Below are 25,719 nucleotides of genomic sequence, written 5' to 3' on the forward strand. Positions count from 1 at the left end.
TAGTGGAACTAACAAAAAGTATTGGATTCAAAATGAATAGCCTCGGTATTGTAAAGCGATGCTTATTTCTTTTAGCTGTTGTATTATTACCGATGATTGCAGCAAGTCAATCCAGTAAAGTTAAATCTCCAGCTCTTATACCAGCGCCTCAAATAATAGAGTGTGAGTCTGATGATATAATGATTAATGATTACTGGGTGGATTCAGCGGGGGATTTTTCAGGTGAAATAAAGCATCTCCAAAAAATATTGAAAGCAAAAGGTCTAAGTGAAGTAAAGAGTAGGTCAAAGGCCGATTTTATTATATCAATTCGTAAAGGAAACGTTCAAAATCCCAGGAGCTATGAAGGTGCTTATCAGCTGAAGACGGATAAGAATTCCCAAATAGTAGCCGAAAACAGAGCGGGTGTATATTATGCAACTCAAACATTGCGGCAGTTAATCTCCCAAAGAGAGAGGAAAAATTTTTTAGCAAGTTGTACCATTCAGGACTGGCCGGCCTTTAAATACCGAGGGTATATGGTTGATCTGGGTCGGAATTACCAGTCAATTGAGCAGTTGAAAGAGCAGATAAGGGTCATGGCTAACTACAAGATGAACAGACTGCATTTACACCTTACCGATGACCCGGGATGGCGTCTGGAAAGTAAAAAATACCCGGAACTGCAGTCTGAAAATGCGACCAGTCGAAAACCGGGTCATTTTTACACCCAGCAGGAGTTTATAGAGCTGGTCGATTTTAGCGCCCGGCATCATATTGCTGTTATACCTGAGCTTGATATTCCGGGTCATACGGAAGCCTTCCGCAAAGCGTTGGATATCGATTCAATGAATACACCACGGGTTCAGCAAATTATTTTAGACGTGATTGAAGAACTGGTCGGTTTAGTGCCCGCAGTGAAGATGCCTTATATCCATTTGGGTACTGACGAAGCCCGTCGTGAATCGGAACAGGTAGATCCGGATTTTTTAAAGCCTATATTTCAGCGTGTTCACAGTCATGATAGGCAGGTTATTCACTGGAAGCCGGGCATCAAGGTTCCGGAGGACAGCAGTTCTATAGACCAGCTCTGGATGGGAAACACCGAACCCCGAAAGGGACATCCGTTTGTTGATTCGCGTGCCAATTATCTTAATCATCTTGATCCGCTGGCCGGAATGTACCGCTTATTTTTCCAGCAGCCTACTCGGGCAGCGTTTGGAAATGAAAAGCGCTTGGGTGGAGAGCTTTGTCTGTGGCATGATAATCGCGTTGAGCACGAAATTAATCTATTGCGTCAAAATCCGGTTTATCCCGGCATGGTTACCTACAGTGAAGCCGTATGGACCGGAAAGAAAAAAAGTTATGGCCGAAAATATTGGAGTAATCTTCCACCCGACTCTACGGAAGCATATCTGGAGTTCCGGGAATTTGAATCACGGCTGCTTATCCATCGCGAACGTTACTTTCGGGATAAGCCTTTTCCATACTTAAAAAATGCACATATCCCATGGCGAATTATCGGTCCATTTGATCACAATGGTGATATGAGTAGATCTTTTCCTGTGGAGACGCAGATTAAGGATCAATATTTCGTTGATGGGGAATCTCATGAGTGGCACGATGAAGTACTTTATGGAGGCACTATCCACTTGAAGCATTTCTTCGGTTTTCCTTCACCTGTAGAGCAGGATTCCGGGACGGTTTATGCACTTACCTATGTTTATTCGCATAAAAAGCAGCGTGTGGGAGCTTGGATCGGATTTAATAACTGGAGCCGATCAGGGGGACGTCGAGGAGGACCAACGCCTGTGCAGGGGGAGTGGGATCAAACGAAACCTAAAGTATGGATAAATGATGAGGAGGTGGTTCCGCCCCAGTGGAATAATCCAGGAGTGTCTGTAAAATCCAGCGAAATACCTTTTTCCAACGAAGACTATTACTACCGGGTTCCTACCAGAATCGTCTTACAAAAAGGATGGAATAAAGTACTTTTAAAGGTTCCCCATGGCGGCAGCGCCTGGAAGTGGATGTTTACATTCGTTCCGGTAAATCAAGATAAGGGGACAACCCGGATCGCCAGAGATATAAAGTTTTCAGTACAAAATGAACAGAAGGCAGCGAAGTGATGCAAAAGAATGGATAAGTTCAGGTTATTATGCCGGATACTGTAATAATGTATATTAGGAATTAATTGAACAAGTACCAGAAGGATTTAAGTGAAAAATGAACTATGGTCGAACATCCTATTTATAAGTAACCTATTACAGATGAACAGGGTTGCCTGTTTGGCCATTGAGAATCGAAAACTCGGGCCACTTCAAAAGAAATTGATAATAGAAAGAATAAACCACTATAGCTTATGAAGCGATTTGACTTTTTACAGCTAACGACTTTATTGGCAGGTTCAACTGTATTGTCCAGTCTCAACATTGGGAGTGGAAACACTCTGTTGACTGGTTATGATCAGCCACGAGGATATAACATACCACTGATTGATTTAGCAGATGAAACCGACCGCCAGATTGTAGTAGATCGAGAGAAAGGACAGTATTTGGGACATCCAACCACGGTATTATTGGACGATCAAAAAACGATGTACACGGTATATCCCAAAGGACACGGGGGTGGGCAAATTGTGATGAAGAAAAGTACTAACGCCGGACTAACCTGGAGCGACCGGTTGCCGGTGCCTGATAATTGGTCAACTTCCAGGGAAGTTCCTACGATTTATCCAGTTGTAGGTCCAGACGGGACCAAGCGGTTGATTATGTTTTCCGGTTTATATCCTATCAGGATGGGATTTTCAGAAGACAATGGACAAACGTGGTCCTCCTTGGAACCGATTGGAGATTTCGGAGGTATTGTTGCCATGTCGGATCTGTTACGGCTTAAAGACGGTTCCTATATGGCCTTTTTCCATGATGATGGTCGATTTATTGATGACGGAGGTGAGGCCGGACAATTTTATGTTTATAAGACGCGATCCACTGATGGAGGGCTCAGCTGGACCGATCCGGTGGTTGTTGCTACTCATCGGGAAGCCGATCTCTGTGAGCCTGGAGTACTGCGATCTCCCGATGGTAGCCAGATAGCCATGCTCTTACGTGAAAATAGCCGCCAGTTTAACTCATTTGTGACTTTTTCAGATGATGAAGGAACGACCTGGAGTGAGCCGGTAGAATTACCCGGAGCTTTAACCGGCGATCGTCACCAAGCTATTTATACCCACGACGGACGGTTATTTATTTCTTTCCGGGATACGACTCACATTTCACCAACTAAGGGTGATTGGGTAGCTTGGGTTGGAACTTATGATGATATCCTCAATCCCCAGCGGGAAGGGCAGTATCGCGTGCGGCTTATGGACAATAAGCATGAGTGGGACTGCGCGTATCCAGCCATGGAGCTATTACCAGACGGTACAATTGTTACTACCACCTACGGGCACTGGATCGAAGGGGAGGAGCCTTATATCGTGAGTGTTCGTCTTACCATGGACGAGTTAGATCAAAGAGCATAAAATTTATAATTTAATTTTTATTAAACAGTATTTCTAAGATGGATAGTCAAAAAATTAAAGGATTAGTTGCAGCACCGTTTACTCCAATGAATCAAGATCGGAGTATTAACCTCAAGTTAATTCCAAAATTATATAAGCGATTTCGCCAGCTTGGCATTACAGGAGTTTTTATTAATGGATCAACCAGCGAGGGGCTATCACTCACGACAGCCGAACGAAAGGATCTTGCGGAGGCCTGGAGTGATACAGTGGACGATGAATTTAAGCTTTTGATTCATGTGGGCCATGCTGGCATTGATGATGCTAAAGGCCTTGCATCTCATGCAGCCCAATGTACTTCGGTTGCAGGAATATCTATGGTAGGTCCATTTTACAGAAAGCCCGGGACTGTAAGTGAACTCGTTTCTTTTTGTAGGGAAGTAGTTAGGGAAGCACCCGACCTGCCGTTCTATTATTATCATATTCCCGCCCTATCGGGCGTGGATTTTACGATGTACGATTTTCTGGCCGAAGCATCAACCCGGATTCCCACATTGAGAGGGATTAAATTTACCAATAGTGACTTAATAGATTTTAGCCGGTGTTTAGAATACAATGATGGCGAATATGATATTATGTTTGGCAATGATGAGCTAATGAGTTGTGGACTTATGCTGGGAGCACGCGGTTTTGTTGGTAGTACCTATAACTTATTTCCTCACCTCTATCATGAAATAATCAATGCTTTTGATCATGGAGAACTGTCGAGAGTTCGCATACTTCAGCGAAAATCGATGGAATTTGTACGCTTGATAGATCAGTATGGTTATGGCGGTGCAGCGAAAGGAGTAATGAAATTATTAGCCTTGGATTGTGGGCCTGCCCGACTTCCATTAAGAACTATCAAATCGGATGAGCTAAAATCACTGGAAGAGGATCTTAAGCAAGCTGACTTCTTTAAATATACTATTCACAAACAGGCAGTTAGCTAAATAGTGGGTGAGCCCCCCTCTTCATAATTCACCCACTCATAAATGTAGAGAATCGGGCAATATATGATGTTTATGAATGTACTCATTCGGCGTTAAATCTCCTAGTGAGCTGTGAGGCCGAAAGGAGTTATAGTCGCTCCTCCAAGCCTCAATCTTTTGGCGGGCATCATTGAGGGAAAGGAACCAATTGTAAGTTCAAAAAAACCGGTTTTGAAGATTCCCCTAATTAAGCGAAGATTACCCCTACTCTTAAGGACTTTCAATGGTTATATAGGTAAGTACGTTTCAGAACCGAATCCTACAGATTTTTAATTTTTCAGATCTTGTATAGAAGCCGATCTGAACATTCATCAATGTCTAAGCCTCTTTCCTAAAAGTCTGAATAAATAACTCATCACTGGTCGTTCTTTTGAGAAGTTAGTTCAAGGATCATTTGCATGACGGCTGGTACTTTTGACTGGTACATAAATGGGGAGGGGCTCAATAAGTAAATTTTATCTACTTTCATACGGTCAACTTTTAGGGGAGCCTACACAGGAGTTAATTTTAAAATGATGCAGGAGGAATCCTTGTCCCAGCCTTGTCCCGAAACAATAATTAACGTTAAATACTATAACTTAAGGATGAATAAAAAAGCCCATAACTCATTGCGAGTCATGGGCTTATAGAGAGTACGCCCGAAAGGATTCGAACCCTTAACCTTCTGATCCGAAGACAGTCTGTAATATGGTATTATGCTCTATAGAGAGCGATTTTGAGATTTTATGTAACATCATTTGTAACAACTAATAGGAAAGCTGGGAAAGCAATTCATTGGAGAAATATGCCTCTAGATCCGTAATCTAAACGAGATATTTCTGTGCGTGAAATAGACCGTAATGAGGTAGAGCTGTTAAAAAGAACCTCTAACTTGTTTGCTTTTGTTCAACTGCTTGAAACGACCAGTTCCCGTACTGCTCAGCAGTAATATCCTCAAGCTGACGCTGTTGAGTTTCAACCCCAAACATTGCCAGAGCTATCGCAGCAAGCCCCATGGGCACAGCACCAATAAGAGATGTTCCGAGAATAGAAGGTGAAGCCACTGACAGTACAACTAATCCGATTACTATTACACCTCCTGCTTTGCTTATACCAGCTCCCAAACCACTGCCACGAGATCGCAGGCGGGTAGGATAAATCTCTACACAATATGCAGAAAGTACTGCTACTACTGAGCTGATTCCCCATATGGGCATAACCAGCAGGGCGTAGAGCAGAGGCTGGTTATCGGCTACAGCACTTCCCGCAAAGGCAAAGCCGAGCAGCGATAAAGCAGTAAATCCGCTTAAAAGTATCAGGGTGTTCTTGCTGCTCCATCTACCGTACATCCAGGCTATGAGAAAATTAAGCGGGAATCCAATAAGTGCAGAATCGCGAAGCATGTAGTTAGCTTCGGCTTCCGTGAAACCCATATTTTGCAGGTTGGATGGGATCCAAAGCTGGAATCCAAAAGAGACGAACCCAACCCCGAGTGCCAACAGAATGACCGCTGAAGTGATCTTATGAAACGGCGGTTGAAATAACTGGATGAGACGATCCTGCACGTTTTCTTCAACATTAAGTTTGGTCGATTCATCCTCGATAATTTTGGCACCGTATCGTTGCATTACTTTTTTTGCCTCTTCATGGCGTCCGCGGGTAAGCAGGTAGCGAGGCGATTCCGGAATCCAGTTGTTGAGCAGAATAAGAAATACGCCGGTAGGCAGGCCTATCAGCCAGAGAATTCGCCAACTGTATATGGGTACTAGCTCGGCGGCAAGCCAGCTAGTCAAAATGTAGGCTCCAATAACGTCTCCGCCTATAAGTACCATAATCCAGCCCCGATGGCGTGCGGGTATGGTTTCGGCCATTATTGTATACATGATCGGGAGCATCCCTCCGACTCCAAGTCCCATAATGAAACACATAAAAACATTCATCGAATAGGTAGGCATTGAGCCACAGATACTGGTGCCAATGAAAGTTACAGCAGCCAGCAGTATTGAAGCGCGTCGTCCGATAGTATCTCCCAGCCATCCCCACACAAAAGAACCAATGACGGTACCTAGAATTCCTGCAAAGGGAACCAATGCGGCGGGAACAGTTCCATCGGGATTTAAGGGGGATTTAAGTCCGTATTCTTCGGTCATACCGGGAAGCACAAAGGACAGGGTAGTGGGTTTCATCACATCGATGGTTACAGCAGCGGCCATAACCAGAAGCAATGCGACGTGTGATGAACGAATAGGAGCATCATCCAAAGCACGCACCTTCAGGTTCATTATTTCAGAGCGTTGAGATTCAGACTTTGGGATTAATCCGTAGAGGGTGAGCAGAAGTCCGGCAACAATCAGAACCATTCCGATCATCATAGGTATATCCATCGGCATACCTACCAGCCGGTAGCCTGTTTCACTAGCCTTGAGATACATCGGAAGATGGAGGATTACACCAACTGTTACAGCCAATATCCCAGCCCAAAAAGCTGCTTTATGGGCATAAATGATGCCGCCGATAGAATTTGAAGATGAATCCAATGTTGGCAATTACCTATTATTCTGATTGTTGATGATTAATAAGGAGAAACAAGTTTTTTGGTATATAACTGAGTTTTGTAAAAAAGGCAAAAGCTTAGGTTTTATAGCTGAAGAAAATTATTTATCCGATTGGTGACAAAGCTGCGAATAATAGCCACACCTAGCTCTTCTGAATGAATACTTCCGTGGATACATCCAGTAAATTGGCAGCAGTCTGCAGGTTATGTAGGTGCGGCTCCTTGGGGGGTAATCTGGCTATCGAAGATGGTATTTTATAAAAACTCTGCACCCAGCGGTTGAGGAATCCACCGTATGGCCAATACAACGGATTTTTGTGCCAATTCCCTGGTAAAGCCCCGAATATAGAAGCCTTCATACGAGAGTCTAGTAGTATAATAGCACAAAATTGCCCGAAAACTCTAGGTTAGAATGGTATAGTTTCCAGGGAAGCCTGCATTTCAAACAGAGTTCGAATTTTCCAAATCCTTAAGGTACGGGTCATAATTGGTCTATCAGTGTAATGGTCGCAAAAAGATAAACACCAGGTAAAACTGACATTCCATGTACCATCATTTGTTACATCAGGATGGAGAAAAGATGAGCTTTCCCGTGTTTTCCAGTTAGGATAAAATGAAACTAAAATAAAAAGTGCCCGCCAAAAAATGACGGGCACTTTACTTAAGTACGCCCGGTAGGACTCGAACCCACAACTTTCAGATCCGAAACCAAACTGATATATGGCTTTATGATTCATAGAGGTTGATTTTGAGGTGTCATGTTACATCATGTGTAACAACGAGTAGGAAAGCTGTGAAAACTATTCATTGGATATAGTTGCCCCCTGATCCGTAATCTATGCGATATATTCCTGTGCGCGAAATGGGCTGCGATTTTGGGATTTCATGTAGTACTATTTGTAGTACCGAACAGGAATAAGGGGAAACGGTTTCCCGAAATTTATTATCACATCCTAAAGAAACTTAGAATGAGTATCAGTGGTCTATCCTGATAAATTTGTTGAGGGTGATCTATATCATTCAATATTATAGTCATCTCAATAGCATACCTCTAAGTATTACCAGTATAATAGATAGTTTCTACTTAATAAGTACAGTCATTAATAAATTGCATTCAGAGTTAATAAGAATATGTAAGAAAAATTTCTATATTTGAGACAAGATAGTCTTAAATATGTAATAACGCTATGCTCTTATCAAAATCGTGTATATATGGAATGCGTGGGGCTCTATATCTGGCATCCAGCTCTAACAGTAAATATATCTCTATCAAGCAGATAAGTAACGACTTGGATATTTCTCCCCACTTTTTAACGAAGATAATGCAGGAACTAACGAAAGCTGGTCTTTTGGAATCACAAAAGGGGCCTAAGGGTGGAGTTCGACTTAAAAAGGATGGTAATGAGGTTGCCTTGGTTGAAATAGTCGCCGCGATTGATGGTATGGACTTACTTACCGAATGTGCTTTGGGATTGCCGGGATGTGGCACAGCCAAACCCTGTCCGCTACATGAACAGTGGGCCGATACCAGAGATGAAATCAGAGTGATGCTGGAGGAAACCACCTTGACTGATTTGGCACGCAAAGGAAAGGAGGGTAATTTGCGTATCACAGCAGACGGTACTTTCGATTGGCTCCCAAAAGATAATTGACAGCTATTATTAGAAGTAGTTTTATGTATTATATCTCAGTCTATATTCATATCCTTTCGGCTATTTTTTGGATTGGTGGCATGATGTTTACCGTTGCTGTGTTAGTACCAGCTTCAAGGAATAAATTACTGGTTCAAAATCGGGGTACCTTTTTCAAGATTATAGGCGAAAAGTTTAGTAAAATTTCGTGGTTCCTTTTTCTGATTTTACTGGTTACAGGAGTTACGAATTTAGTAGGCCGAGGTATTCCCTTGGGAAGTTTGCTAAACGCTTCTTTTTGGGACAGTGGATTCGGATCGCATTTGTTTATAAAGCTTCATTTGTTTGCAGGTGTGCTTATCTTAAGTGGGATTCATGATTTTTATGCTGGTCCCAAGGCTGCCCGGCTAATGAATGAAGATGAAGAAGCAATACAAACACAGAGGTTTCGGAAAATATCTTCCTGGATTGGCCGCATAAATTTTCTCCTTGGATTGGCAATTCTATACTATGCGATTCGGCTTACACGGGGATAATACCTAAATCTATTTTGGATGATGTGATAAGGAAAAATTTATAGGACCTTGACCTTTTCCCAGGCCAGGCGCACTTTTAATGGCATGAATAATAAATTGCTTGGCTTGCTCAGCCGCCTGACGCAGCGATTTCCCTTTTGCCAGTAAGGCACTAATTGCAGCTGAAAAAGCATCACCTGCTCCATGGGTATGCTGGGTTGGGTATCGTTTTGATGTCAACCAGATCATCTCATTCCCATCAAAGAAAAGGTCATTTGAGTTCTTGCTTTCTTTTTGGTGTCCTCCTTTAATGACCACAGACTTAGAACCCATTTCTAACAAACGTTTTGCAGCTTGTTCCATATCGTCGCTGTTGTTTATTTGCTCTTTAGTCAAAAGTTCGGCTTCTGGAATATTGGGAGTTAAAACATCGGAGAGTTGCAACAGATGCTCGATATAATAGTTCTGAGCATTCTTTGATAGCAAGATATCCCCGCGCTTGGTAACCATAACGGGATCAACCACAATGGGGCAGGAGATAGTTGCTAAATCATCAGCTACGGCCACGATGGTTTCTTTACTAAAAAGCATACCCGTTTTTGTGACGGATGGTTTTATATCCTGGATTACGCTTTGACATTGTTGTCTGATAAAGGAGGGATCTATAGGGTTCACCTCTGATACTCCCTGAGTGTTACCGGCCGTTAGACAGGTGATGGCAGTCATCCCATAGATACCATAATGAGAAAATGTCTTAAGATCAGCTTGCAAGCCAGCACCTCCACTGGGATCACTCCCGGCGATGGTTAAGGCAGTTGGGACCGTGTTCTCAGAAACTGAATTCATTAGTACAGCTAATTATTTCTCGTATTCTGGTGATGACTTTTTGCCTCATTGATGCCTGGCCAGTAATAGGAATCGGGATGCATTCGTTCCCCAAATATACCGCGACCTATACGTATCATATTTGCGCCCTCTTCGATAGCGATTTCAAAATCATTTGTCATGCCCATGGACAAGTATTGCATCTGTACGTGATCAATCTGTAGTGCGGTGATCTTACCTTGTAATCTACGAAGTTCCCGAAAACCCTGACGTACTTTGGGCCAGTCATCAGAGAATAGTCCTATAGTCATCAGTCCTTTAATATTGAGATGATCGAGTTTGGCGCACTCTTCTATAAATGCTAAAGTATTGTCTGGTGCAAGTCCATATTTACTTTCTTCACCGGAAACGTTGACCTGTATCAGCACATCCATCTGTTTGCCTACTTTATTCAACCGACGGTTCATTTTTTCGGCAATTTTCATGCGGTCAATAGACTGCACCATCGAAGCAAAGCGTACCACTTTGTTAACTTTATTGCTTTGGAGGTGACCCACAAAGTGCCATTCCAGTTGTTCAGCTGTCTGTCCCATTTGTTTGATCTTTCGCCGTGCTTCCTGCACCCGATTTTCGGCGATAGCGGGATATCCCATGCGTACCACTTGTAGAATTCTGTCAGTTTCGACTGTTTTGGTTACCGGGATAAGCTGAATATTATTGGGGTTACGGTCTACCTTTAGACAAGCATTTTCAATTCGATTCTTTATACTATTGATATTTTTTTGAAGGGAATCGAACTCGGACATAAAGAATATAGCTTATTGAAAAGAGGTTTTCTTTGTGTAATAGGGTACCACTTTTAATATACTTTTTCTATATAGATAAGAGAAAAGGGGGAGGTGGTCTATGAACGATTCCTTTTATTACTTTAGTTATTATTTAGAAGACAAACCGATAGGTTTTTTAATAATGAGCGAATATAGGTATAACTACCAGGATCTTTGGGCACAATAAAGGTCAATTAAATAGTTGCACTTCCACCCGTTAAGTCTATTGCAGCAATGATCTGATTTTCTATCTCTGGTGCTATGTAATCGAAATATAATTATTTCTCACTATCTGCCCATTGTTTAATAGGGTTGACTTCTATTGTGGAAGAAAACTGCCTCAGCGGTAGCTTTTGCTGATCCAAATTTTTCCTTAGCTCTTCATAGATGTGGGAAACTCCCAATCCTACTTTCTCAGCTTCATCGAGCGTACTGTCGTAGTAGATTTCTTCTATACCTGCCAGATAACTGGCTGCTAAGCACATCGGGCAGGGATGGCCGCTAGCATACAAAGTAGCTCCTTTAAGCTGATTACTTTTCCCTTCTATTCCTGCTTTTCGGATGGCTTCCGTTTCGGCATGTGAAGTGGTGTCCCCGGTTTGTACGGCTTTATTGATGCCGGTGGCAATAACCGTATCATCTTTTACAATTACGGCACCAAAAGGTTTGCCTCCATTTTGGACATTGTCTTGAGCTAATTTAACAGCTTTGTTTATATAAGTTTGATGATTCATTGTTCAAGTATTGTATTAAGAGGAATCTTATGAAAATGAGCTAAATGATAATTTTTGTAACCTATCTGACCATTTTTATATCTAACAACTTGCCCTTCAATTTGATGATGATTGAAAAAGTCACCGTTTTTGGAATTATTAGATAAACTTTTATGCCTGATCGTTACAAAGAAACTAGTTCACATATACAATCGAATGTATCCAGTATATCAAAAAAATGGTTTAAACTAAGCCTGGGTTCATTAATTTTAGCAGGTTTATTATCCGGAGCTTTTTTAATTGGACGTGCGCCATTCATTAGTGAATTGATTTCTAACACAGAGTGGATAAGAAGGCTCTTAGTTGTTCATGTTAATTTAGCTTTACTGGTATGGGTTTATGCGTTTATTTGCAGCCTGTTTGTTCTTATTCCATCAACGTGGGAAAACGATACATCCTTTGACGTTGCATTCCTAATCTCGCTTTTTGGCAGTGGCTTATTGGTTTCAATGATATTTGTGCCAGGAGCAAAACCAATAATGACGGACTATATCCCACTTTTAGATCATGCTTTTTTCATTTTTAGTTTACTGTTAATAGCCTTTGGAGTTATCCTTACGGTATTTAGTCCAAAACTTTTATCTACTTCTGCTATTGGTAATCGTTCGCCTTTAGGTAAAGCATCTGTGGCTGGTTTACAAGCTACAGGTATTCTGCTTTTTCTAAGTTTGCTTACATTTTTAATGTCCTGGTGGATGACACCTGCAATGGATGATTCTAAGCGATACTACGAATTGGTGGTTTGGGGAGGTGGGCACCTGTTGCAGTTTGTCAATATGGCTGCTCTGTCTTCAATATGGCTTATGCTGGGAAAAAAAGTATTGGGGGAAACGATACTTTCTTATAAATGGGCTATTATTTTATTTGGGGCATTTATCTTACCAACCTTGTTTGCCCCAATGTTGTTGGCAAATGGAACAACGGATCCAATGTATACCAGGGGTTTTACCTTTTATATGGAGTGGGGAATTTTTCCTGTAATTACTATTTTTATTCTGATCATAACTGTTAAGTTCTTTAGGAAAATAAATAGAGGGAATTTCTCCAAGAGCCAATTAAGTAATCCATATTTTACCGGACTATCGGTTAGCATATCTTTTATCGTAATTGGATTTATAATGGGTGGGTTTATAGATGGGGCGAATGTTTTAATTCCTGCCCACTATCATGCAGCACTGGGCGGAATAACGATTGGTTTTATGAGTATGGCTTATCTATTGATGGAATTCTACGGATACGAGTACAGTATTAGGTTGAAGAAGTATGCTGCCATACAACCAATGTTGTTTGGGGCCGGACAATTTATTTTTGTAGTGGGATTTGCTTATGCAGGAAGCTATGGGCTTGCCAGAAAAACGTTTGGTGCCGATCAAAACATAGATTCCATTGAGATATACATGGGATTGATTGTCGCTGCTTTGGGAGGGCTAGCAGCAATCTTCGGCGGACTCTTTTTCTTTTGGATAATTTTTAAAATATGGACTATGAAAAGGAATAATAAGTCAATTCTGACATGACAAGATGTATGCCTTTAATTGATCGAAATTCAGTATGTTTAAAATAAAACAAGTTGCTTTGTAATCTTTGAAAAAGGACGACCATGAATAGAATTATATTAAGCTCATTAGATTACGAACGTATATATGACAGTATCAGAAAAGCCCAGGACAAGGGAGCTATTTCTGATAATGAGGCAGAGAGTTTGGCCGCAGAACTGGAACAGGCTAAGATTCTTGAACCACAAGAGATGCCACATAATGTGGTTACTATGAATTCAAAAGTTAAAATATCATTTGTTGAAAGTGGTAAACGGGTTGAACTTAAGATTGTATACCCAGAGGATGCTAACATTGAAAAAAATCTTATTTCAATTTTCTCACCTATTGCGGCTGCACTTATCGGATATAGTGAGGGGGAGACCATCGATTGGATTGTTCCTTCAGGCCCAACACGTATAAAAGTAGATGAGATTGTATATCAGCCCGAAGCAGCTGGTCACTATGATTTATAAGGAAATCCAGAAATTACATTAGAGGGCGCTTTGAAATACCACCTATGTCATGCTGAACTTGTTTTCAGCATCTTCTGCTATGTCGTTTTAAAAGCTATTAATTAAGAATTCTGCTTACAGACCCTGAAATAAATTCAGGGTGACACGGTTTTCTAAAGCGATCTTAGAATCTTGGGAGTGTAACTGAGCTCACGTTGAAAGCCGTGCGATATTTTCCCACACTGACTCACTGACCGGAATTCCATTTTCCAGGTGATCCTTTCGAGTTGCAAGCGTGCGTTCTCCGGGATAGTAGGTACGGTCTCCTTCGTGCATGGGAGGAACATCATGTACATGATTAATGATCTCATCTAATAGTTGACCTTTCAAATCAGGATTCGAAAACGTCGAAGGATCGATACAGATGAAAACCTGAGAAATGCCGATTTCCTTATCTTCTTCAATTTTATGGGTTGGTTTTCCATCAGAAAGCAGAGCGGCTAACATATCCAGAACGATTGTCAATGCCGACCCCTTCCAGTAGCCGGTTGGCAGGGCATGGCCTGTGGCAAGTATTTTTTCCGGATCTTTCGTTAGATTTCCCTCTTTGTCCCAGCCCCCAGCAAATGGAAGTGGCTCATTATTTAGCTTATAAGTATTCATTTTTCCCAGTGAAAATTGAGAGGTAGCCATATCTAATACAACATGGCCTTCTTCTCTTGGAATAGCTACAATGAAAGGATTGTTTCCAATCCGATTTTCTCGGCCACCCCAGGGCGGCATATTGGGTTTTGTATTAGTAAAGCATAAAGCAATTTTTCCGGCATCAGCGGCCTGCCATCCGTAAGTACCACCGCGCATCCAGTGATTGGTATTGCGTAGGGCCACACAGCCCAGCGTATGTTTTTGTGCAAGCTCCATCGCACGATCCATACAGTAATGAGCATTGGAGACGCCGGGCGCTAGCTTTCCATCCCAACGCTCTATGACCCCAAAAGAGCCCACTTTTTCTGGATCGGTAGCTACGTCGATTAATCCTCGCTCTACATAATCTATAAAAAGCGGAAAGCGATTGAGTCCATGCGAATAGACGCCGTCACAGCTCGATTGGGTATGTGTTTGGGCAATTAAGCGGGCCCGGTCCTCAGGAAAGTTATACTTTTTAAGAATATGAAACAGCTTGTCATAAATTTCTTTAAAGCTTCGCCTCATCATATACCGCTGAATTTAAAATTGTATAATTGGTAATGCTACTGCTATTCTCCCGGCGCATTGGGATTAAGCGGTCGCATGGTAACCTCGTTAATCAACATATTAGCTGGTGTTTCCAGAATATGAATGACGGTATCTGCGATATCTTCTGGTTGAAGCATGTGTTCATGTGGAGTAACTCCTGCATCTTCAAAAAAATTTGTTTCTATAGAGCCGGGATTAATGCAGGTAACCTTGATATTATCATACCTAAGCTCCTTGAAGAGTGCTTCACTAAAGCCTCGGATCGCAAATTTCGTAGCACAGTAGCCTGACATTTCCGGGTTACCTAATGTTCCCAGGATAGAGCCAATATTTATAATGTGTGAACTTTTGGGCGCCTGCTTCAATAGAGGTACAATTCGGGATGTCAATTCGAAAATTCCGTTGATATTGGTATCAACCATACTATACCATTTCTCCTGCTGCATCTCATCAACTTTCCCGAAATGTCCACTCCCAGCATTGTTGATAAGAATATCGGGGAAGTGCTTTGTAGAAAAAGTATCATCTACCCAATTCTGAATCGATGTTGCATTGGTTATATCTATGCGGACAGGTGTAAAGCCGTCACCAATTTGTTGTTGAATTTTATTCAGCTTGGTTAAACTTCTTGCTAAGCCGTAGACTTTTGCTCCCTTTTGGACTAAGGCCCTGGAGCATGCTTCTCCGAGCCCTCTACTTGCACCGGTAATGATCGCCGTTTTAGATTTTAGATTCATAGCATGCTTAGGTTTGTCGTTTATTTTCGAGAACTTTTTTTAAAACTACTGCTTGATTATGCTCTTGGTCTTTTGCGCCGTACAGCAGTGTTACCTTTTTCTTAGTTGACTTTCTCACCAGCTTGTCAAGTTTACTTTTGTGATCTTCAAGCTCTTTTTTATAGCGTTTTTTAAATTCATTGAACTTGTCAGGATCGTGGTCGAACCATTTGCGTAGCTCGTCAGAAGGGGCAATTTCTTTGGCCCAATCATCAAGCTGGGCCTCCTCTTTGGAGATGCCCCTGGGCCAAAGGCGGTCCACCAGTACGCGGTAGCCGTCATTTTTAGATAGACTTTTATATATTCGTTTGATTACAATGGGTTGTTTATCCATCAATAAAATTATTGAGACTTCTTAGTAATTTTTACCTTCCATTCCTCGGGCATAGCCAGCAGATATTCCCACTCAAAGGACTCCTCGCTTTCGGCCTCCATCTGATAATACAGCGGCTTGGGATCGTGGTCGTTGGTAAACACGAACGCCTGGCCGGGCTCCAGCTCGTCAAAAGCGTCAAAGATCATATCGTGCCGTTTGGCCGGGGGATGGGGGCGCACATCAAATTTATTTACAACGCTTGCATCATCTGCAGCAATACCGTCACCGGTTTCTTTTTTGGTGATATGGGCGACATATTCACCCGGCTCTTCCTTTTTATTTTCCCATTTATATTCGTTGGTGAACTTCTTACTAAAAATGTTCTGGATCTCTTCGAGATTTTCTTCAGCGATCAGTTCCATCGTATCTCCTTTCATCATCATGCCGTAGCGGTGGAAAACAATATGCTTCCAGTCGCTTTTATCGGCTTCGCGGAGATCCATCAGGGTTGAAATATCCTCAAATTCGCGACCCTTAGACTCCTCGGTTCGGGTTACTTTTACCTTCCATTCCTGGCCGCCACGCTGCAGGTATTCCCAGCCCACTACATTCCCGTATATCGACCGAAACTCATAATACAGTGGTTTGGGGTCGTGGTCGTTGATGAAAATAAAGCTTTCACCAACAGGCAGATCTTTAAAAAGCTTTAACAGCTTTTCATGTCTTTTGATGGGGATAAGGTTACGTACGTCCAGTTCCTGAGTTGTGTTAGTTGTATTGCTCATAATTGTATTCTTAGCTTTGAAACTATCAAGTCTTCTTATCTAATTCGTTTGTATGTCTGTTTTATAGAAAAATTGATCGATAACTCAGTAAGAAATCAGTGTGCCGTGGCCGCCGGTCAAGTAGATATATAGTGGAATAAACAAGAAGCCGATGGCCATCAGGATGGCAAATATGATGCTGACTACATAGAAAATATCTGAGAATCGACGGCGTTTCATCCCCAGCGAAGTAACGGCACTCCAGAATCCATCAGCCAAGTGAAAGCCAAGAGCTATCATCACAAAGGTATAGCCAAAAGCATACCACGGATTTTGGAAAGTATCGATTACCAGCGTTTTTAAGTCTCGCATCTGCTGCCCATCCACAATGATAGTTTGGGTGTCCCCAAACTTGAAATTCTCAAGATGGATAACCAGAAATATAAGCAGTACGATACCAGTAAAAATAGCCGAACGTGACGACCAATTGATATGGCTGGGTCCTCCCTTGCTCTGAAAATTTTTGTATCCAACCGGCTTTCTCTTGCGACGTTTGCGCCATATTGATATACCGATTGCCGCATGTAAGATAAACGCCAAGGCCAAAAATCCCTCCAGGATATATAAAATCCAGCCAAGGCTTTCCAGATTAAAAGTATATCGATTAAATGCTTCTGCACCGCCAAAGAGCGTCAGATTACCTGCTAAATGGACTACAATAAAAACAATGAGTCCCAGGCCCGTTGCGCCGGTCAAGATCTTACGACCGACCTGAGACTTCAAAGCATCAAAAAGAGAGCTTGTCATAGCAGCACCTTTCTCTTTTTTATTCGTGCCAGTAATTGTTGGCTGCCGCTACTGTTTGGTAGTGTACGGCAACAACGTGGGAGCTGGCAATAAGCGCGTCCGGGTCTTTAGAGTATACATCTCGCAGCATAAAAAGTACCTTTTTATTGGGCTGCGTTGTTGTTACTCCTTTTCTGGCCAGCTGAACCGCTACTTCGAATCCTTCCTCGGGCGTTTCGGTAATAAGCGATAACTCATCCTGCTTTGATGTGCCGGTTGTATCACTATCCTGGGCAGATATGAACGTCGTGCCAGCTACAAGCAGCATTATTCCTAGTACGAGTGCAGATATATATTTTATCATGATCCAGATATTTTTAGTTATGGTTGTTTTTTGAGAGGTCATACTCTGGATGGTCGGTTTTTAGTTTTGATAAAATTTCATTTTCGCTACAATGTTTACATTCAAGGCGATCAGTAATCAGGCGAACCCCGCGTTTAAATGTGAAATAGTACCATATCCACTCAAGGAAAACGCGCGTTTTATTATGGAAGCACATTAATTGCAGAATGTGAACAAACGACCACATAAACCAGGCAAAAAAACCACTAAATTTAAATCCTTTAATATCAGCTACAGCTTTAGCTCGTCCGATGGTTGCCATAGTTCCTTTATCCTTATAATGGAATGCAGGAGAATCATTTATTTTGGAAGGTTCCTTTTTAAGAAGTTGGCCGAGAAATTTACCTTGCTGCATAGCTACCGGTGCCAGGGCGGGCAGTGGACTTCCGTCTTCACCTTTAACATGGGCCGCATCGCCGATGACAAATATATTTGGATATTCGGGCACGCTTAGATTGTCATTTACTTTTACCCGGTCGGTACGATCTTGCTCCACATTTAACGTATCTAACAATGGTGATGCTACAACGCCTGCAGCCCAAATGATGTTAGGTGTATTAATGGTTCCTTCGCTAAACTGAACAGCATTCTCTTCTATATTAGTAACTGGTGTGTTGAGTAGCACGCGAACCCCCATATCTTCCAGCATTTGACGAGCACGCTTGGAGAGCTCCTCTGGATAACCGTTCAGGATCCTGGGACCCGCCTCGACCAAGAAGATGCGCGTTTCGTTTTTGCTGATATTCTTGTAGTCACGCATCATATTGCGTTTGGCGATCTCGGCAATTGCCCCGGCCATTTCCACGCCGGTAGGCCCACCGCCGATGATCACGTAGGTCAGATAAGGTTCACGCAATTTGGGATCATCAATCTGCTCAGCCTCCTCAAGTGAAAGAAGGATGCGTTCGCGAGTATCCAGGGCATCAGCAATGGATTTTAGTCCTGTGGCGTGCTCCTTCCATTTATTATTGCCAAAGTAATTGTACTGGGCGCCTGGAGCCATGATAAGCTGATCATACGAGACAGTGCGCCCGTCGGCCAGCTCAAGACTCTTTTTCTCGGGATGAACATCTGTCACCTCTCCCAGCAATATGTGCATGCCCGGTTGCTCACCGATAATGGCTCGGATAGGGGCTGCAATATCACCCGGCGAAAGAGCCGCAGTGGCCACTTGGTACAACAGTGGTTGGAACAGATGGTGATTCGACTTGTCTATAAGCGTAACATCCACATTGGCTTTTTTAAGCTGTTTGGCCGCTGTGATACCGCCAAAGCCGCCGCCTACAATAACGATATGTCGATGATTTTGTTTAACCATGATTGTACATTATTGATGGTATTTGAATATAGTTTATCAATGGGTCGTCCTTTCGGCACATTCTATTTCCACTTTAAAAGTTAGTTTCTCTTCGGTTGAGTTCACATTTGGTGAGTTGAGATCTTTAACCGTGTACAGGTAGTTTTCACCATTATATTCATCAATTGATCTTTTTATCAGGTGTTCTAACTGATTAGCAGAAAGGTTCTTTAGTTTGTGGCACATAACAGATGATGTGTTTTATGATCATTGAAATAAAGTGTTGTCATTTTATTTGGATAGCTCTGGCTTGTAACTGCCTGGAATATTGCGGAAACTAATGGCCAGCCGGTTCCAGCCGTTAATGGCAATGATGGCCATAGTTAGGGCCGTTAGCTCGGTCTCGGCAAAGTGTTTACGAACCGACTCATACAGTTCATCTGAAACGTCATTCTCTGAAATCTTGGTAAGTGCTTCGGTCCATCGTAAGGCAGCGCGTTCTTTATCGGTATAAAATGGTGATTCTTGCCATACGCTGAGGGTATACAATCGCTGTTCGCTTTCCCCTGCCTGTCGCGCGTCTTTGGTATGCATGTCAATACAATATGCGCAACCGTTAATCTGAGAAGCTCGCAATTTTACTAATTGAACTAGTGATTCTTCCAATTGCGAATTTGCGACATACTTTTCAATCTCATACATACCTTTTAATGATTTTGGTGCTATTTCCTGATAGTTAATTCGTTGTTCCATAATCGTGTATATTATAAACCGTCTATTTTTTCGATTTCATCTATAGCCAGAGCTGCATGCGCATATGAACCACCGGCTCTCATTTCTGCAGCAACCCAAATAGCTTCCATAATCTCCTCATTAGTCGCGCCCTTTTGCTTAGCCTGCTTGGTATGTCCCTTAATGCAGTAAGGACACTGAGTGATGTGAGCCGAAGCCACGGCGATCAGCTGTTTTGTTTTTTCATCGAGAGCGCCTTCCTTGAAAACCTCGCTGCTGAAATTTCGGAAGGCCTCCACCTGATCGGGGGCCAGGTCGGCTCGCTTTTTTGACATCGTTGGTGTTGCGGGTGGAAAAATGCTTTCGTTATTAGAACTCATAATCCTATTTTTTTTATTTATGATTTGGTAAGTGTAAGATGGAACCCATTTTAAAGCTGGGCTTCATCTGAGGTTAAATTGTTTCTAAAATGTTATCACGCATATGTCGAGCTGCAGCTACCATGTTTTTAAGAGACGGTAGCGTCTCTTCCCAGCCGCGAGTTTTAAGTCCACAGTCAGGATTAACCCACAGTTGGTCGGGCGGAAGAACGTCAACGGCCTTCTCAAGCAGCTCTGTCATTTCGGCTGTAGAAGGTACGCGCGGCGAATGGATATCATAAACACCGGGACCAATTTCATTGGGATAGTTGAACTCTACAAAGGCGTCCAGAAGCTCCATCTGAGAACGGGATGTTTCCATAGAAATGACGTCTGCATCCAGACGGGCGATATGTTCAATAATATCATTAAACTCCGAGTAGCACATGTGAGTATGGATCTGCGTTTTATCCTCCACCACGGTTGAAGCCATCCGGAACGCATCTACCGCCCAGTCGAGGTAGTGCTCCCGGTTACCACGCCGCAGCGGAAGTCCTTCCCGGAAAGCCGGCTCATCAATCTGGATAGCCTGAATGCCGGCTTCTTCCAGATCGGCGACTTCATCTCGGATCGCCAGTGCAATCTGTTTGACTGTTTCGGAACGGGGCTGATCATCCCGTGGAAACGACCACTGCAGAATAGTTACCGGACCGGTAAGCATTCCCTTCACCGGCTTATTCGTTTGCGACTGTGCATATGACGACCATCGAACAGTAATGGGATCAGGGCGATGGACATCACCGTAAATAATGGGCGGTTTTACGCCCCGGGTCCCGTAGCTCTGAACCCAGCCATGTCGAGTAAAGGCAAAACCCGCAAACTGTTCGCCAAAGTATTCCACCATATCATTGCGCTCGAACTCTCCGTGTACCAGCAAATCGAGGCCAATTTCTTCCTGTTTCCGGATAAGTTCCTCAATGGCTTCTTTAATATTTTGCTCGTATTCCTCTTTTGAGAGCTTACCTTTGCGATAATCAGCCCTCCACTGGCGAACCTCTTTCGTCTGAGGAAAAGATCCAATGGTCGTCGATGGGAATAGGTCAGGAAGATCCACATATTCCTGCTGGGCTTTTTTACGTATAGAATAGGGATTATTGCGATGTAGAATATCATCGTCCAGGTTCTCCAAGCGCTCTTGTACATCGGAATTATGCACCAGCGCCGATTCCCGCTTATCAGCCAGGGCGGCTTGTTGCGCCTTTACTTTTATGCGTTCTGTTTTTGAAAGGTCATCCCCGACTAATTTTTTCAACAGAGACAGCTCCTCCAGTTTTTGATTTGAAAAAGCCATCCAGCGTTTTATATCTGTCGGAAGCGCTTTCACGTCAGTCTCCTGATTCAGATCTACGGGGCAGTGCAGCAACGAACTTGAAGGGGCGATCATCAGCCGATCGTGTCCAATTGCTTCCGCAGCTTTTCGGACAATATCTGCTGTTTTCTCAAAATCAACCTTCCAGATGTTACGACCATCAATGAGCCCGAGGGATAGCTTACTGGAATCATCAAGTTTATTCAGGACGCTATCCAGCTGATCGGGCGCTTCGACTAAATCAATATGCAGCCCATCGACCGGCAGCCCACAGGCCAACTCGGTATTTTCACCCAACCCTTCAAAATAGGTCGTCAGCATCAACTTCAGCTCGCTGCGGTCTTCTGCCAGCTGCTGATAGGCCGTTTGAAAAGCGACCTGGGCATGCTCTTCCAGTTCAAGTGCAAGAAATGGCTCTTCAATTTGTATCCATTCCGCGCCCTGCTGCTCGAGCCGGTTCAGAATTTCCTGATATACCGGCAGTAGTTCATCCAGCAAATCCAGGCGATGGAAATCCTCGGAACCGTCCTTTTCTTTTCCCAGAAGCAAGAAGCTAACCGGGCCAATCAGCGTTGGCTTTGTTTTGATACCTGCGGATTTTGCCTCCTTAAATTCATCAAAAATCTTTGTTGAACGAAACTGAAATTGTTGATCGACCGAAAATTCGGGCACAATGTAGTGATAATTTGTATTAAACCATTTGGTCATCTCCATTGCGGCGATATCGTGATCATCATCCTGCAGCCCGCGTGCCATTGCAAAATACGTATCGATCGGATAGCTTTGATTTTTTTCATTCTCTTCGTGGAGCAGATGCCTATATCTCTCTGGGATAGCGCCGACCAGCAGGGTGGTATCGAGCACCTGATCATAGAGCGAAAAATCGTTCGACGGCACCAGGTCTATGTCGGCTTCCTTCTGTGTCGCCCAGTGTTTCACCCGAAGTTCCTTCGTGGTTTCCAACAGGTTTGCTTTATCAATATCCCCCGCCCAATATGATTCAATAATTTTTTTTAGTTCTCGTTCAGCTCCGATTCGCGGATATCCAATATTATGAGTTAGCATAAACGGTTATTTATTTCTTGGTTAGTAAGAAAGATGCAGTACCTCTTTCAAAAGTACTGCACCAGATGGGTCCTAATTTTTATAGGTTAACACGCGTCCCCAAAGGCTTTTGGTTCCCCAGATACCACGTCTGAGTGTTTCTAGCTGTACGATCTGGCTATGATCAACAAACATGTTGACTTCGGGACCGTAATTCTTAATGTACCAAGCAAACACCTCCGGATCGGCCGCTTCGAACATCAGTTTTTCAAGACCGATTTCGTTGATAAATTCTGCGGGCACGTCCGTTCGCCAGGGATCGGCATTTTCGGTGATACCTTCCGACTCAATCATGATCATGTAGGCTCCGGCCTCGATAAAGCGCTTGGCTTGCTTCACCGCATAACTGGTATCAAGCGTACCTTCCGACTCAAGTTCTCCTTTTGCCGTATCACCACCAGCACCAAACTGAATGCCGATTTCGGGTTTCGCTTTGAGTCCAGCTTTCTGGACTTTTTCAATCAGCCGTAGCCAGTCGTCGGTAGGCAGGGTAATAAATCCGGCCGACAGTTCGATGATATCAAAGCCGTAATCTTTGCAGGTGTCGATATATTGATCTACGGCGTCTTTACCTTGCGTTAGCACGTATTCCATAAAACCACCGGTAGATACCAGCGAATTATGGTCGTGGGCGATATCAATCAGCTCAGTCACAGCCTCTTTGGGCATGATCGAGAAGGATCCGCCGGAAAACTTCAGCGAATCCACATGTTCGCCCATCGTTTCCATAATATCCTGCAGGTATCGTTTACCCATTACAGCATAGTAGGGGCCGCGAATTTCTGTTACGCCTGTAGTTCGGGGTTTTGATTCTCGCTCGTTCTTGTTGAGGAAATCGAATGTTTTTTCTTCACTCATAATATAACTTCCTTTAATTATTCATCGTGGGGATTGTGGTTAGAGAGACAAGCTCGACATCTTTTAGCAAGCCCATCAAATCTGTTACTTTGTAATTCTCAAAATTGGTTACGTGATCAATTATTTGTTCTCGAAGCTCTTGCGAGGTATAAGGTTCAGCCAATCCTTCAAACTTTTGAATAACAGTGTCCCAGCTCATAGGTCGGGTATGGAAACCTTCATAATCATGTTTTTCAATCTCGTGTGTTACTCCATTCTTAAGATGCACCGTTAGCTTTGTCGGCATTTCATCAGGGAAGCGGTCACTGTATTCCTCCTTGGGAGATACGTGTACCTTTTGGAGCAGTGACTGGATATCATCGGCCTCAATGCGTTTTTTTCGATACTGCTTGGGCATCACTTCTCCATCCAATAGGGCAGCAGCAACCATATATTGAAGACTATGGTCAGCCTCTTCTTTCGTTCGCACAATGGTTTTGTCACCCTCTTCACCGCCGCCAATAATATGGTAGGCTACGTCGAAAATTTCGATTTCTATCTTTTCTACCTGATCAGCCGAAAAACCGTGGTTATCCTTCAGTTCAATCATTCCTTCAATAGAGGATTGCGAATGAATCTCGGCGTTGTACTTTTTGATAATGGTATTAGTCACGCGCTCAAGGTTTTCGGCGGACCAGTCAATAGAAAACTCTCCGGCTATAGAATCCATAAATCCTTTATTACCTTCAAAAACAGCAGGTGGGCCAGTGATTCCGTGCTTTGCCAGAAGTGCCGCGTGGGTTCCGCCAAAGGCTGTATGGGGATAAGCCAGTCCTTTCCAGTTAGAAAGGGCTCCAGTTCGGGTTACACGCAGGGCGTTCAGTGAGGTACCGGCAATGGCGATTGCGTTGGCTGTTTTCTCTTCATCGAGTCCAAATGCTTTCGATACGCCTGCTGCTACGGCATAGGAACCTTGGGTAGTATGGTCAAATCCCTTGTCTCGGACCGGGGCCTCATCGCTCAATCGACATTGAATCTGGTAGGCAACAGCCAAAGTCGTTAGAAAATCTTTTCCGCTAAGATCAGTTGTTTCTCCGGCCGCCAGGATTGAGCCAATATTATCGCTGGGGTGACAGGTTTCTCCCTTTGCCAAATAGCTGTCATTAAAATCGAGATATCGTACCAGGGCGCTATTGTAAAGAGCGGCGCGCTCCGGGGTCGTTTTCTCTCCTCCTATCAACGTACATAATTGCGATCCACCCAGGTAATCGTCAATCATTTTTCGAATGGACTGAACTGGCAGTCCCTCGATGGCCCCAATAGCTGTTCCTAAAGAGTCCAGCAGCCTTATTTTAAGCTGCTTAACCGCCTCATCAGATAAATCATTATACGTTGCACTGGTTACAAATTTTGCTAGGTCATGTACAATCATGGGTATCACCTTTACAGGGTTATGGAAATATTAAGGATATGATGTAATAAAATTCAGTCATTGGTTGGAATACTATAAGTGCAAGAGAAATCTCCTTCAGCAATATGAGTGGTTCGCTCAGCCTTATCATTAAATAGCTTCTTGTAAAACATGGCTTCAAGTTTGCAGGGAAGCCTGGTTTCTTTGACTACTTCACTGAATGGACAATTGCACTCTTTAATGGTGAGTGTTTCACTTTCTTCATCCATATTAATTTCAGGCATGAACCCTTCTTCTTCCAACATATGTTCTAAAGCCTCAATCCTTGTATCGAAGTCCGTTTCTGAGGATTGATCCATACGATGTTGGGCTTTTTCAATTCGATTCTCCCAAAAAGTTTTGAAGAATTCTTTTATCGTTTCATCATCATCTTTTGATTTTAAAAAACTAAGTAATTCTTTGATGAGAGCTGATTCATAGGAGGGGAATAGGTTATTTCCCTTTTGTGTTAGTTGGTATTCAAGGCTTGGCCGGCCTGGGCCGGATCGTACATAATCGCGTTCTATATATCCGTCTCGTTCCAGCTGCAGAAAGTGTTCTCGTAATGTGGTTTTTGCTAAATCAGTATTTTCAACCGCTTCATCAATCGAGATGGTACCTTTTCTCTTAATAAGTTCTAGTAGTTTTTCTTTTGATCCTGTAAACATAACAGTAGGATTTAAT

Annotated in this window: 24 protein-coding genes and 1 pseudogene; 7 read left to right on the plus strand and 18 right to left on the minus strand. The window is 43.0% G+C overall.

Annotated elements, in window-relative coordinates:
- Positions 1–2 precede the first annotated feature (2 nt).
- The 3 genes from FN808_RS16285 to FN808_RS16295 all read left to right on the plus strand — a co-directional run bounded on the left by FN808_RS16285 (position 3) and on the right by FN808_RS16295 (position 4,473).
- Positions 3–2,108, plus strand: a complete 2,106-nt coding sequence (locus FN808_RS16285) for a family 20 glycosylhydrolase (RefSeq protein WP_142715682.1) — start codon at positions 3–5, stop codon at positions 2,106–2,108.
- A gap of 269 nt (positions 2,109–2,377) precedes the next feature.
- A complete protein-coding gene (locus FN808_RS16290; protein WP_221930086.1) occupies positions 2,378–3,502 on the plus strand; it encodes a sialidase family protein in 1,125 nt (374 codons plus the stop codon).
- Between the two features lie 38 nt (positions 3,503–3,540).
- Positions 3,541–4,473, plus strand: coding sequence for a dihydrodipicolinate synthase family protein (locus FN808_RS16295; RefSeq protein ID WP_142715684.1), 933 nt, complete (start codon positions 3,541–3,543; stop codon positions 4,471–4,473).
- A 36-nt stretch (positions 4,474–4,509) separates the two neighbouring features.
- On the opposite strand, the pseudogene FN808_RS16300 reads toward FN808_RS16295, so the two are convergent.
- Both FN808_RS16300 and FN808_RS16305 read right to left on the minus strand, forming a co-directional pair.
- Positions 4,510–4,662: pseudogene (locus FN808_RS16300) on the minus strand (integrase core domain-containing protein); the annotation flags it as partial.
- A gap of 716 nt (positions 4,663–5,378) precedes the next feature.
- Entirely contained in the window at positions 5,379–7,028 is a 1,650-nt protein-coding gene (locus FN808_RS16305; RefSeq protein ID WP_142715685.1) for an MFS transporter, read from the minus strand.
- Between the two features lie 1,204 nt (positions 7,029–8,232).
- Between FN808_RS16305 and FN808_RS16310 the strand changes: the two genes are divergently transcribed.
- Together FN808_RS16310 and FN808_RS16315 are read left to right on the plus strand one after the other, a co-directional pair.
- Complete coding sequence (locus FN808_RS16310) at positions 8,233–8,697, plus strand: RrF2 family transcriptional regulator (RefSeq protein WP_142715686.1); 465 nt, start codon at positions 8,233–8,235, stop codon at positions 8,695–8,697.
- Between the two features lie 23 nt (positions 8,698–8,720).
- Positions 8,721–9,212: a DUF4149 domain-containing protein gene (locus FN808_RS16315; RefSeq protein WP_142715687.1), complete on the plus strand. Its 492-nt coding sequence runs from the start codon at positions 8,721–8,723 to the stop codon at positions 9,210–9,212.
- Between the two features lie 9 nt (positions 9,213–9,221).
- On the opposite strand, the gene thiD is transcribed toward FN808_RS16315, so the two are convergent.
- The 3 genes from thiD to FN808_RS16330 form a co-directional block, all read right to left on the minus strand.
- Positions 9,222–10,037: a bifunctional hydroxymethylpyrimidine kinase/phosphomethylpyrimidine kinase gene (thiD, locus tag FN808_RS16320; protein ID WP_142715688.1), complete on the minus strand. Its 816-nt coding sequence runs from the start codon at positions 10,035–10,037 to the stop codon at positions 9,222–9,224.
- An 8-nt stretch (positions 10,038–10,045) separates the two neighbouring features.
- Entirely contained in the window at positions 10,046–10,822 is a 777-nt protein-coding gene (locus FN808_RS16325; protein ID WP_142715689.1) for a YggS family pyridoxal phosphate-dependent enzyme, read from the minus strand.
- A gap of 299 nt (positions 10,823–11,121) precedes the next feature.
- Positions 11,122–11,577 (minus strand): nucleoside deaminase, encoded by a 456-nt coding sequence (locus FN808_RS16330; protein ID WP_142715690.1) that lies wholly within the window; start codon positions 11,575–11,577, stop codon positions 11,122–11,124.
- A 152-nt stretch (positions 11,578–11,729) separates the two neighbouring features.
- Here FN808_RS16330 and FN808_RS16335 point away from each other — a divergent pair, with 152 nt between their 5' ends.
- A complete protein-coding gene (locus FN808_RS16335; protein ID WP_142715691.1) occupies positions 11,730–13,133 on the plus strand; it encodes a cbb3-type cytochrome c oxidase subunit I in 1,404 nt (467 codons plus the stop codon).
- Positions 13,134–13,216: 83 nt separating this feature from the next.
- On the plus strand, positions 13,217–13,627 hold the full coding sequence (gene rnk, locus FN808_RS16340) for a nucleoside diphosphate kinase regulator (protein WP_142715692.1): 411 nt from the start codon (positions 13,217–13,219) through the stop codon (positions 13,625–13,627).
- A 189-nt stretch (positions 13,628–13,816) separates the two neighbouring features.
- Here rnk and yiaK read toward each other — a convergent pair whose 3' ends face one another.
- From yiaK to FN808_RS16405, 13 genes are all read right to left on the minus strand, one after another.
- Positions 13,817–14,821 carry a 3-dehydro-L-gulonate 2-dehydrogenase gene (gene yiaK, locus FN808_RS16345; RefSeq protein ID WP_221930087.1) on the minus strand — a complete coding sequence of 335 codons (1,005 nt, stop codon included), beginning with the start codon at positions 14,819–14,821 and terminating at the stop codon, positions 13,817–13,819.
- A 41-nt stretch (positions 14,822–14,862) separates the two neighbouring features.
- A complete protein-coding gene (locus tag FN808_RS16350) occupies positions 14,863–15,579 on the minus strand; it encodes an SDR family oxidoreductase (RefSeq protein WP_142715693.1) in 717 nt (238 codons plus the stop codon).
- A 7-nt stretch (positions 15,580–15,586) separates the two neighbouring features.
- Positions 15,587–15,952: a DUF488 domain-containing protein gene (locus FN808_RS16355; RefSeq protein ID WP_142715694.1), complete on the minus strand. Its 366-nt coding sequence runs from the start codon at positions 15,950–15,952 to the stop codon at positions 15,587–15,589.
- An 8-nt stretch (positions 15,953–15,960) separates the two neighbouring features.
- Positions 15,961–16,719, minus strand: a complete 759-nt coding sequence (locus FN808_RS16360; protein WP_142715695.1) for a DUF2249 domain-containing protein — start codon at positions 16,717–16,719, stop codon at positions 15,961–15,963.
- Between the two features lie 84 nt (positions 16,720–16,803).
- Positions 16,804–17,505 carry a succinate dehydrogenase cytochrome b subunit gene (locus FN808_RS16365; RefSeq protein WP_142715696.1) on the minus strand — a complete coding sequence of 234 codons (702 nt, stop codon included), beginning with the start codon at positions 17,503–17,505 and terminating at the stop codon, positions 16,804–16,806.
- Between the two features lie 19 nt (positions 17,506–17,524).
- Positions 17,525–17,785: a hexameric tyrosine-coordinated heme protein gene (locus tag FN808_RS16370; RefSeq protein WP_350354197.1), complete on the minus strand. Its 261-nt coding sequence runs from the start codon at positions 17,783–17,785 to the stop codon at positions 17,525–17,527.
- A 76-nt stretch (positions 17,786–17,861) separates the two neighbouring features.
- A complete protein-coding gene (locus tag FN808_RS16375; protein WP_142715697.1) occupies positions 17,862–19,205 on the minus strand; it encodes an NAD(P)/FAD-dependent oxidoreductase in 1,344 nt (447 codons plus the stop codon).
- Positions 19,206–19,475: 270 nt separating this feature from the next.
- Positions 19,476–19,937, minus strand: coding sequence for a carboxymuconolactone decarboxylase family protein (locus FN808_RS16380; protein ID WP_142715698.1), 462 nt, complete (start codon positions 19,935–19,937; stop codon positions 19,476–19,478).
- A gap of 11 nt (positions 19,938–19,948) precedes the next feature.
- Positions 19,949–20,296 carry a carboxymuconolactone decarboxylase family protein gene (locus FN808_RS16385; RefSeq protein WP_142715699.1) on the minus strand — a complete coding sequence of 116 codons (348 nt, stop codon included), beginning with the start codon at positions 20,294–20,296 and terminating at the stop codon, positions 19,949–19,951.
- Positions 20,297–20,369: 73 nt separating this feature from the next.
- Positions 20,370–22,709 carry a 5-methyltetrahydropteroyltriglutamate--homocysteine S-methyltransferase gene (metE, locus tag FN808_RS16390; protein WP_142715700.1) on the minus strand — a complete coding sequence of 780 codons (2,340 nt, stop codon included), beginning with the start codon at positions 22,707–22,709 and terminating at the stop codon, positions 20,370–20,372.
- A gap of 72 nt (positions 22,710–22,781) precedes the next feature.
- Positions 22,782–23,606, minus strand: a complete 825-nt coding sequence (locus FN808_RS16395; RefSeq protein ID WP_142715701.1) for a phosphosulfolactate synthase — start codon at positions 23,604–23,606, stop codon at positions 22,782–22,784.
- A 13-nt stretch (positions 23,607–23,619) separates the two neighbouring features.
- Positions 23,620–25,017: an MmgE/PrpD family protein gene (locus FN808_RS16400; protein WP_142715702.1), complete on the minus strand. Its 1,398-nt coding sequence runs from the start codon at positions 25,015–25,017 to the stop codon at positions 23,620–23,622.
- 53 nt (positions 25,018–25,070) lie between these two features.
- Positions 25,071–25,703, minus strand: coding sequence for a helix-turn-helix transcriptional regulator (locus FN808_RS16405; RefSeq protein WP_142715703.1), 633 nt, complete (start codon positions 25,701–25,703; stop codon positions 25,071–25,073).
- Positions 25,704–25,719: the final 16 nt, after the last annotated feature.

The sequence above is a fragment of the Fodinibius sediminis genome (genome assembly GCF_900182555.1).
Taxonomy (GTDB): domain Bacteria; phylum Bacteroidota; class Rhodothermia; order Balneolales; family Balneolaceae; genus Fodinibius; species Fodinibius sediminis.

What these genes read in the sequence shown, in the direction of transcription:
- FN808_RS16295 (WP_142715684.1), top strand. Translation starts at nt 3,541, where the DNA reads ATGGATAGTCAAAAAATTAAAGGATTAGTTGCAGCACCGTTTACTCCA.
- FN808_RS16310 (WP_142715686.1), top strand. Translation starts at nt 8,233, where the DNA reads ATGCTCTTATCAAAATCGTGTATATATGGAATGCGTGGGGCTCTATAT.
- FN808_RS16315 (WP_142715687.1), top strand. Translation starts at nt 8,721, where the DNA reads ATGTATTATATCTCAGTCTATATTCATATCCTTTCGGCTATTTTTTGG.
- thiD (WP_142715688.1), bottom strand. Translation starts at nt 10,037, where the DNA reads ATGAATTCAGTTTCTGAGAACACGGTCCCAACTGCCTTAACCATCGCC.
- FN808_RS16325 (WP_142715689.1), bottom strand. Translation starts at nt 10,822, where the DNA reads ATGTCCGAGTTCGATTCCCTTCAAAAAAATATCAATAGTATAAAGAAT.
- FN808_RS16330 (WP_142715690.1), bottom strand. Translation starts at nt 11,577, where the DNA reads ATGAATCATCAAACTTATATAAACAAAGCTGTTAAATTAGCTCAAGAC.
- FN808_RS16335 (WP_142715691.1), top strand. Translation starts at nt 11,730, where the DNA reads ATGCCTGATCGTTACAAAGAAACTAGTTCACATATACAATCGAATGTA.
- rnk (WP_142715692.1), top strand. Translation starts at nt 13,217, where the DNA reads ATGAATAGAATTATATTAAGCTCATTAGATTACGAACGTATATATGAC.
- yiaK (WP_221930087.1), bottom strand. Translation starts at nt 14,821, where the DNA reads ATGATGAGGCGAAGCTTTAAAGAAATTTATGACAAGCTGTTTCATATT.
- FN808_RS16350 (WP_142715693.1), bottom strand. Translation starts at nt 15,579, where the DNA reads ATGAATCTAAAATCTAAAACGGCGATCATTACCGGTGCAAGTAGAGGG.
- FN808_RS16355 (WP_142715694.1), bottom strand. Translation starts at nt 15,952, where the DNA reads ATGGATAAACAACCCATTGTAATCAAACGAATATATAAAAGTCTATCT.
- FN808_RS16360 (WP_142715695.1), bottom strand. Translation starts at nt 16,719, where the DNA reads ATGAGCAATACAACTAACACAACTCAGGAACTGGACGTACGTAACCTT.
- FN808_RS16365 (WP_142715696.1), bottom strand. Translation starts at nt 17,505, where the DNA reads ATGACAAGCTCTCTTTTTGATGCTTTGAAGTCTCAGGTCGGTCGTAAG.
- FN808_RS16375 (WP_142715697.1), bottom strand. Translation starts at nt 19,205, where the DNA reads ATGGTTAAACAAAATCATCGACATATCGTTATTGTAGGCGGCGGCTTT.
- FN808_RS16380 (WP_142715698.1), bottom strand. Translation starts at nt 19,937, where the DNA reads ATGGAACAACGAATTAACTATCAGGAAATAGCACCAAAATCATTAAAA.
- FN808_RS16385 (WP_142715699.1), bottom strand. Translation starts at nt 20,296, where the DNA reads ATGAGTTCTAATAACGAAAGCATTTTTCCACCCGCAACACCAACGATG.
- metE (WP_142715700.1), bottom strand. Translation starts at nt 22,709, where the DNA reads ATGCTAACTCATAATATTGGATATCCGCGAATCGGAGCTGAACGAGAA.
- FN808_RS16395 (WP_142715701.1), bottom strand. Translation starts at nt 23,606, where the DNA reads ATGAGTGAAGAAAAAACATTCGATTTCCTCAACAAGAACGAGCGAGAA.
- FN808_RS16400 (WP_142715702.1), bottom strand. Translation starts at nt 25,017, where the DNA reads ATGATTGTACATGACCTAGCAAAATTTGTAACCAGTGCAACGTATAAT.
- FN808_RS16405 (WP_142715703.1), bottom strand. Translation starts at nt 25,703, where the DNA reads ATGTTTACAGGATCAAAAGAAAAACTACTAGAACTTATTAAGAGAAAA.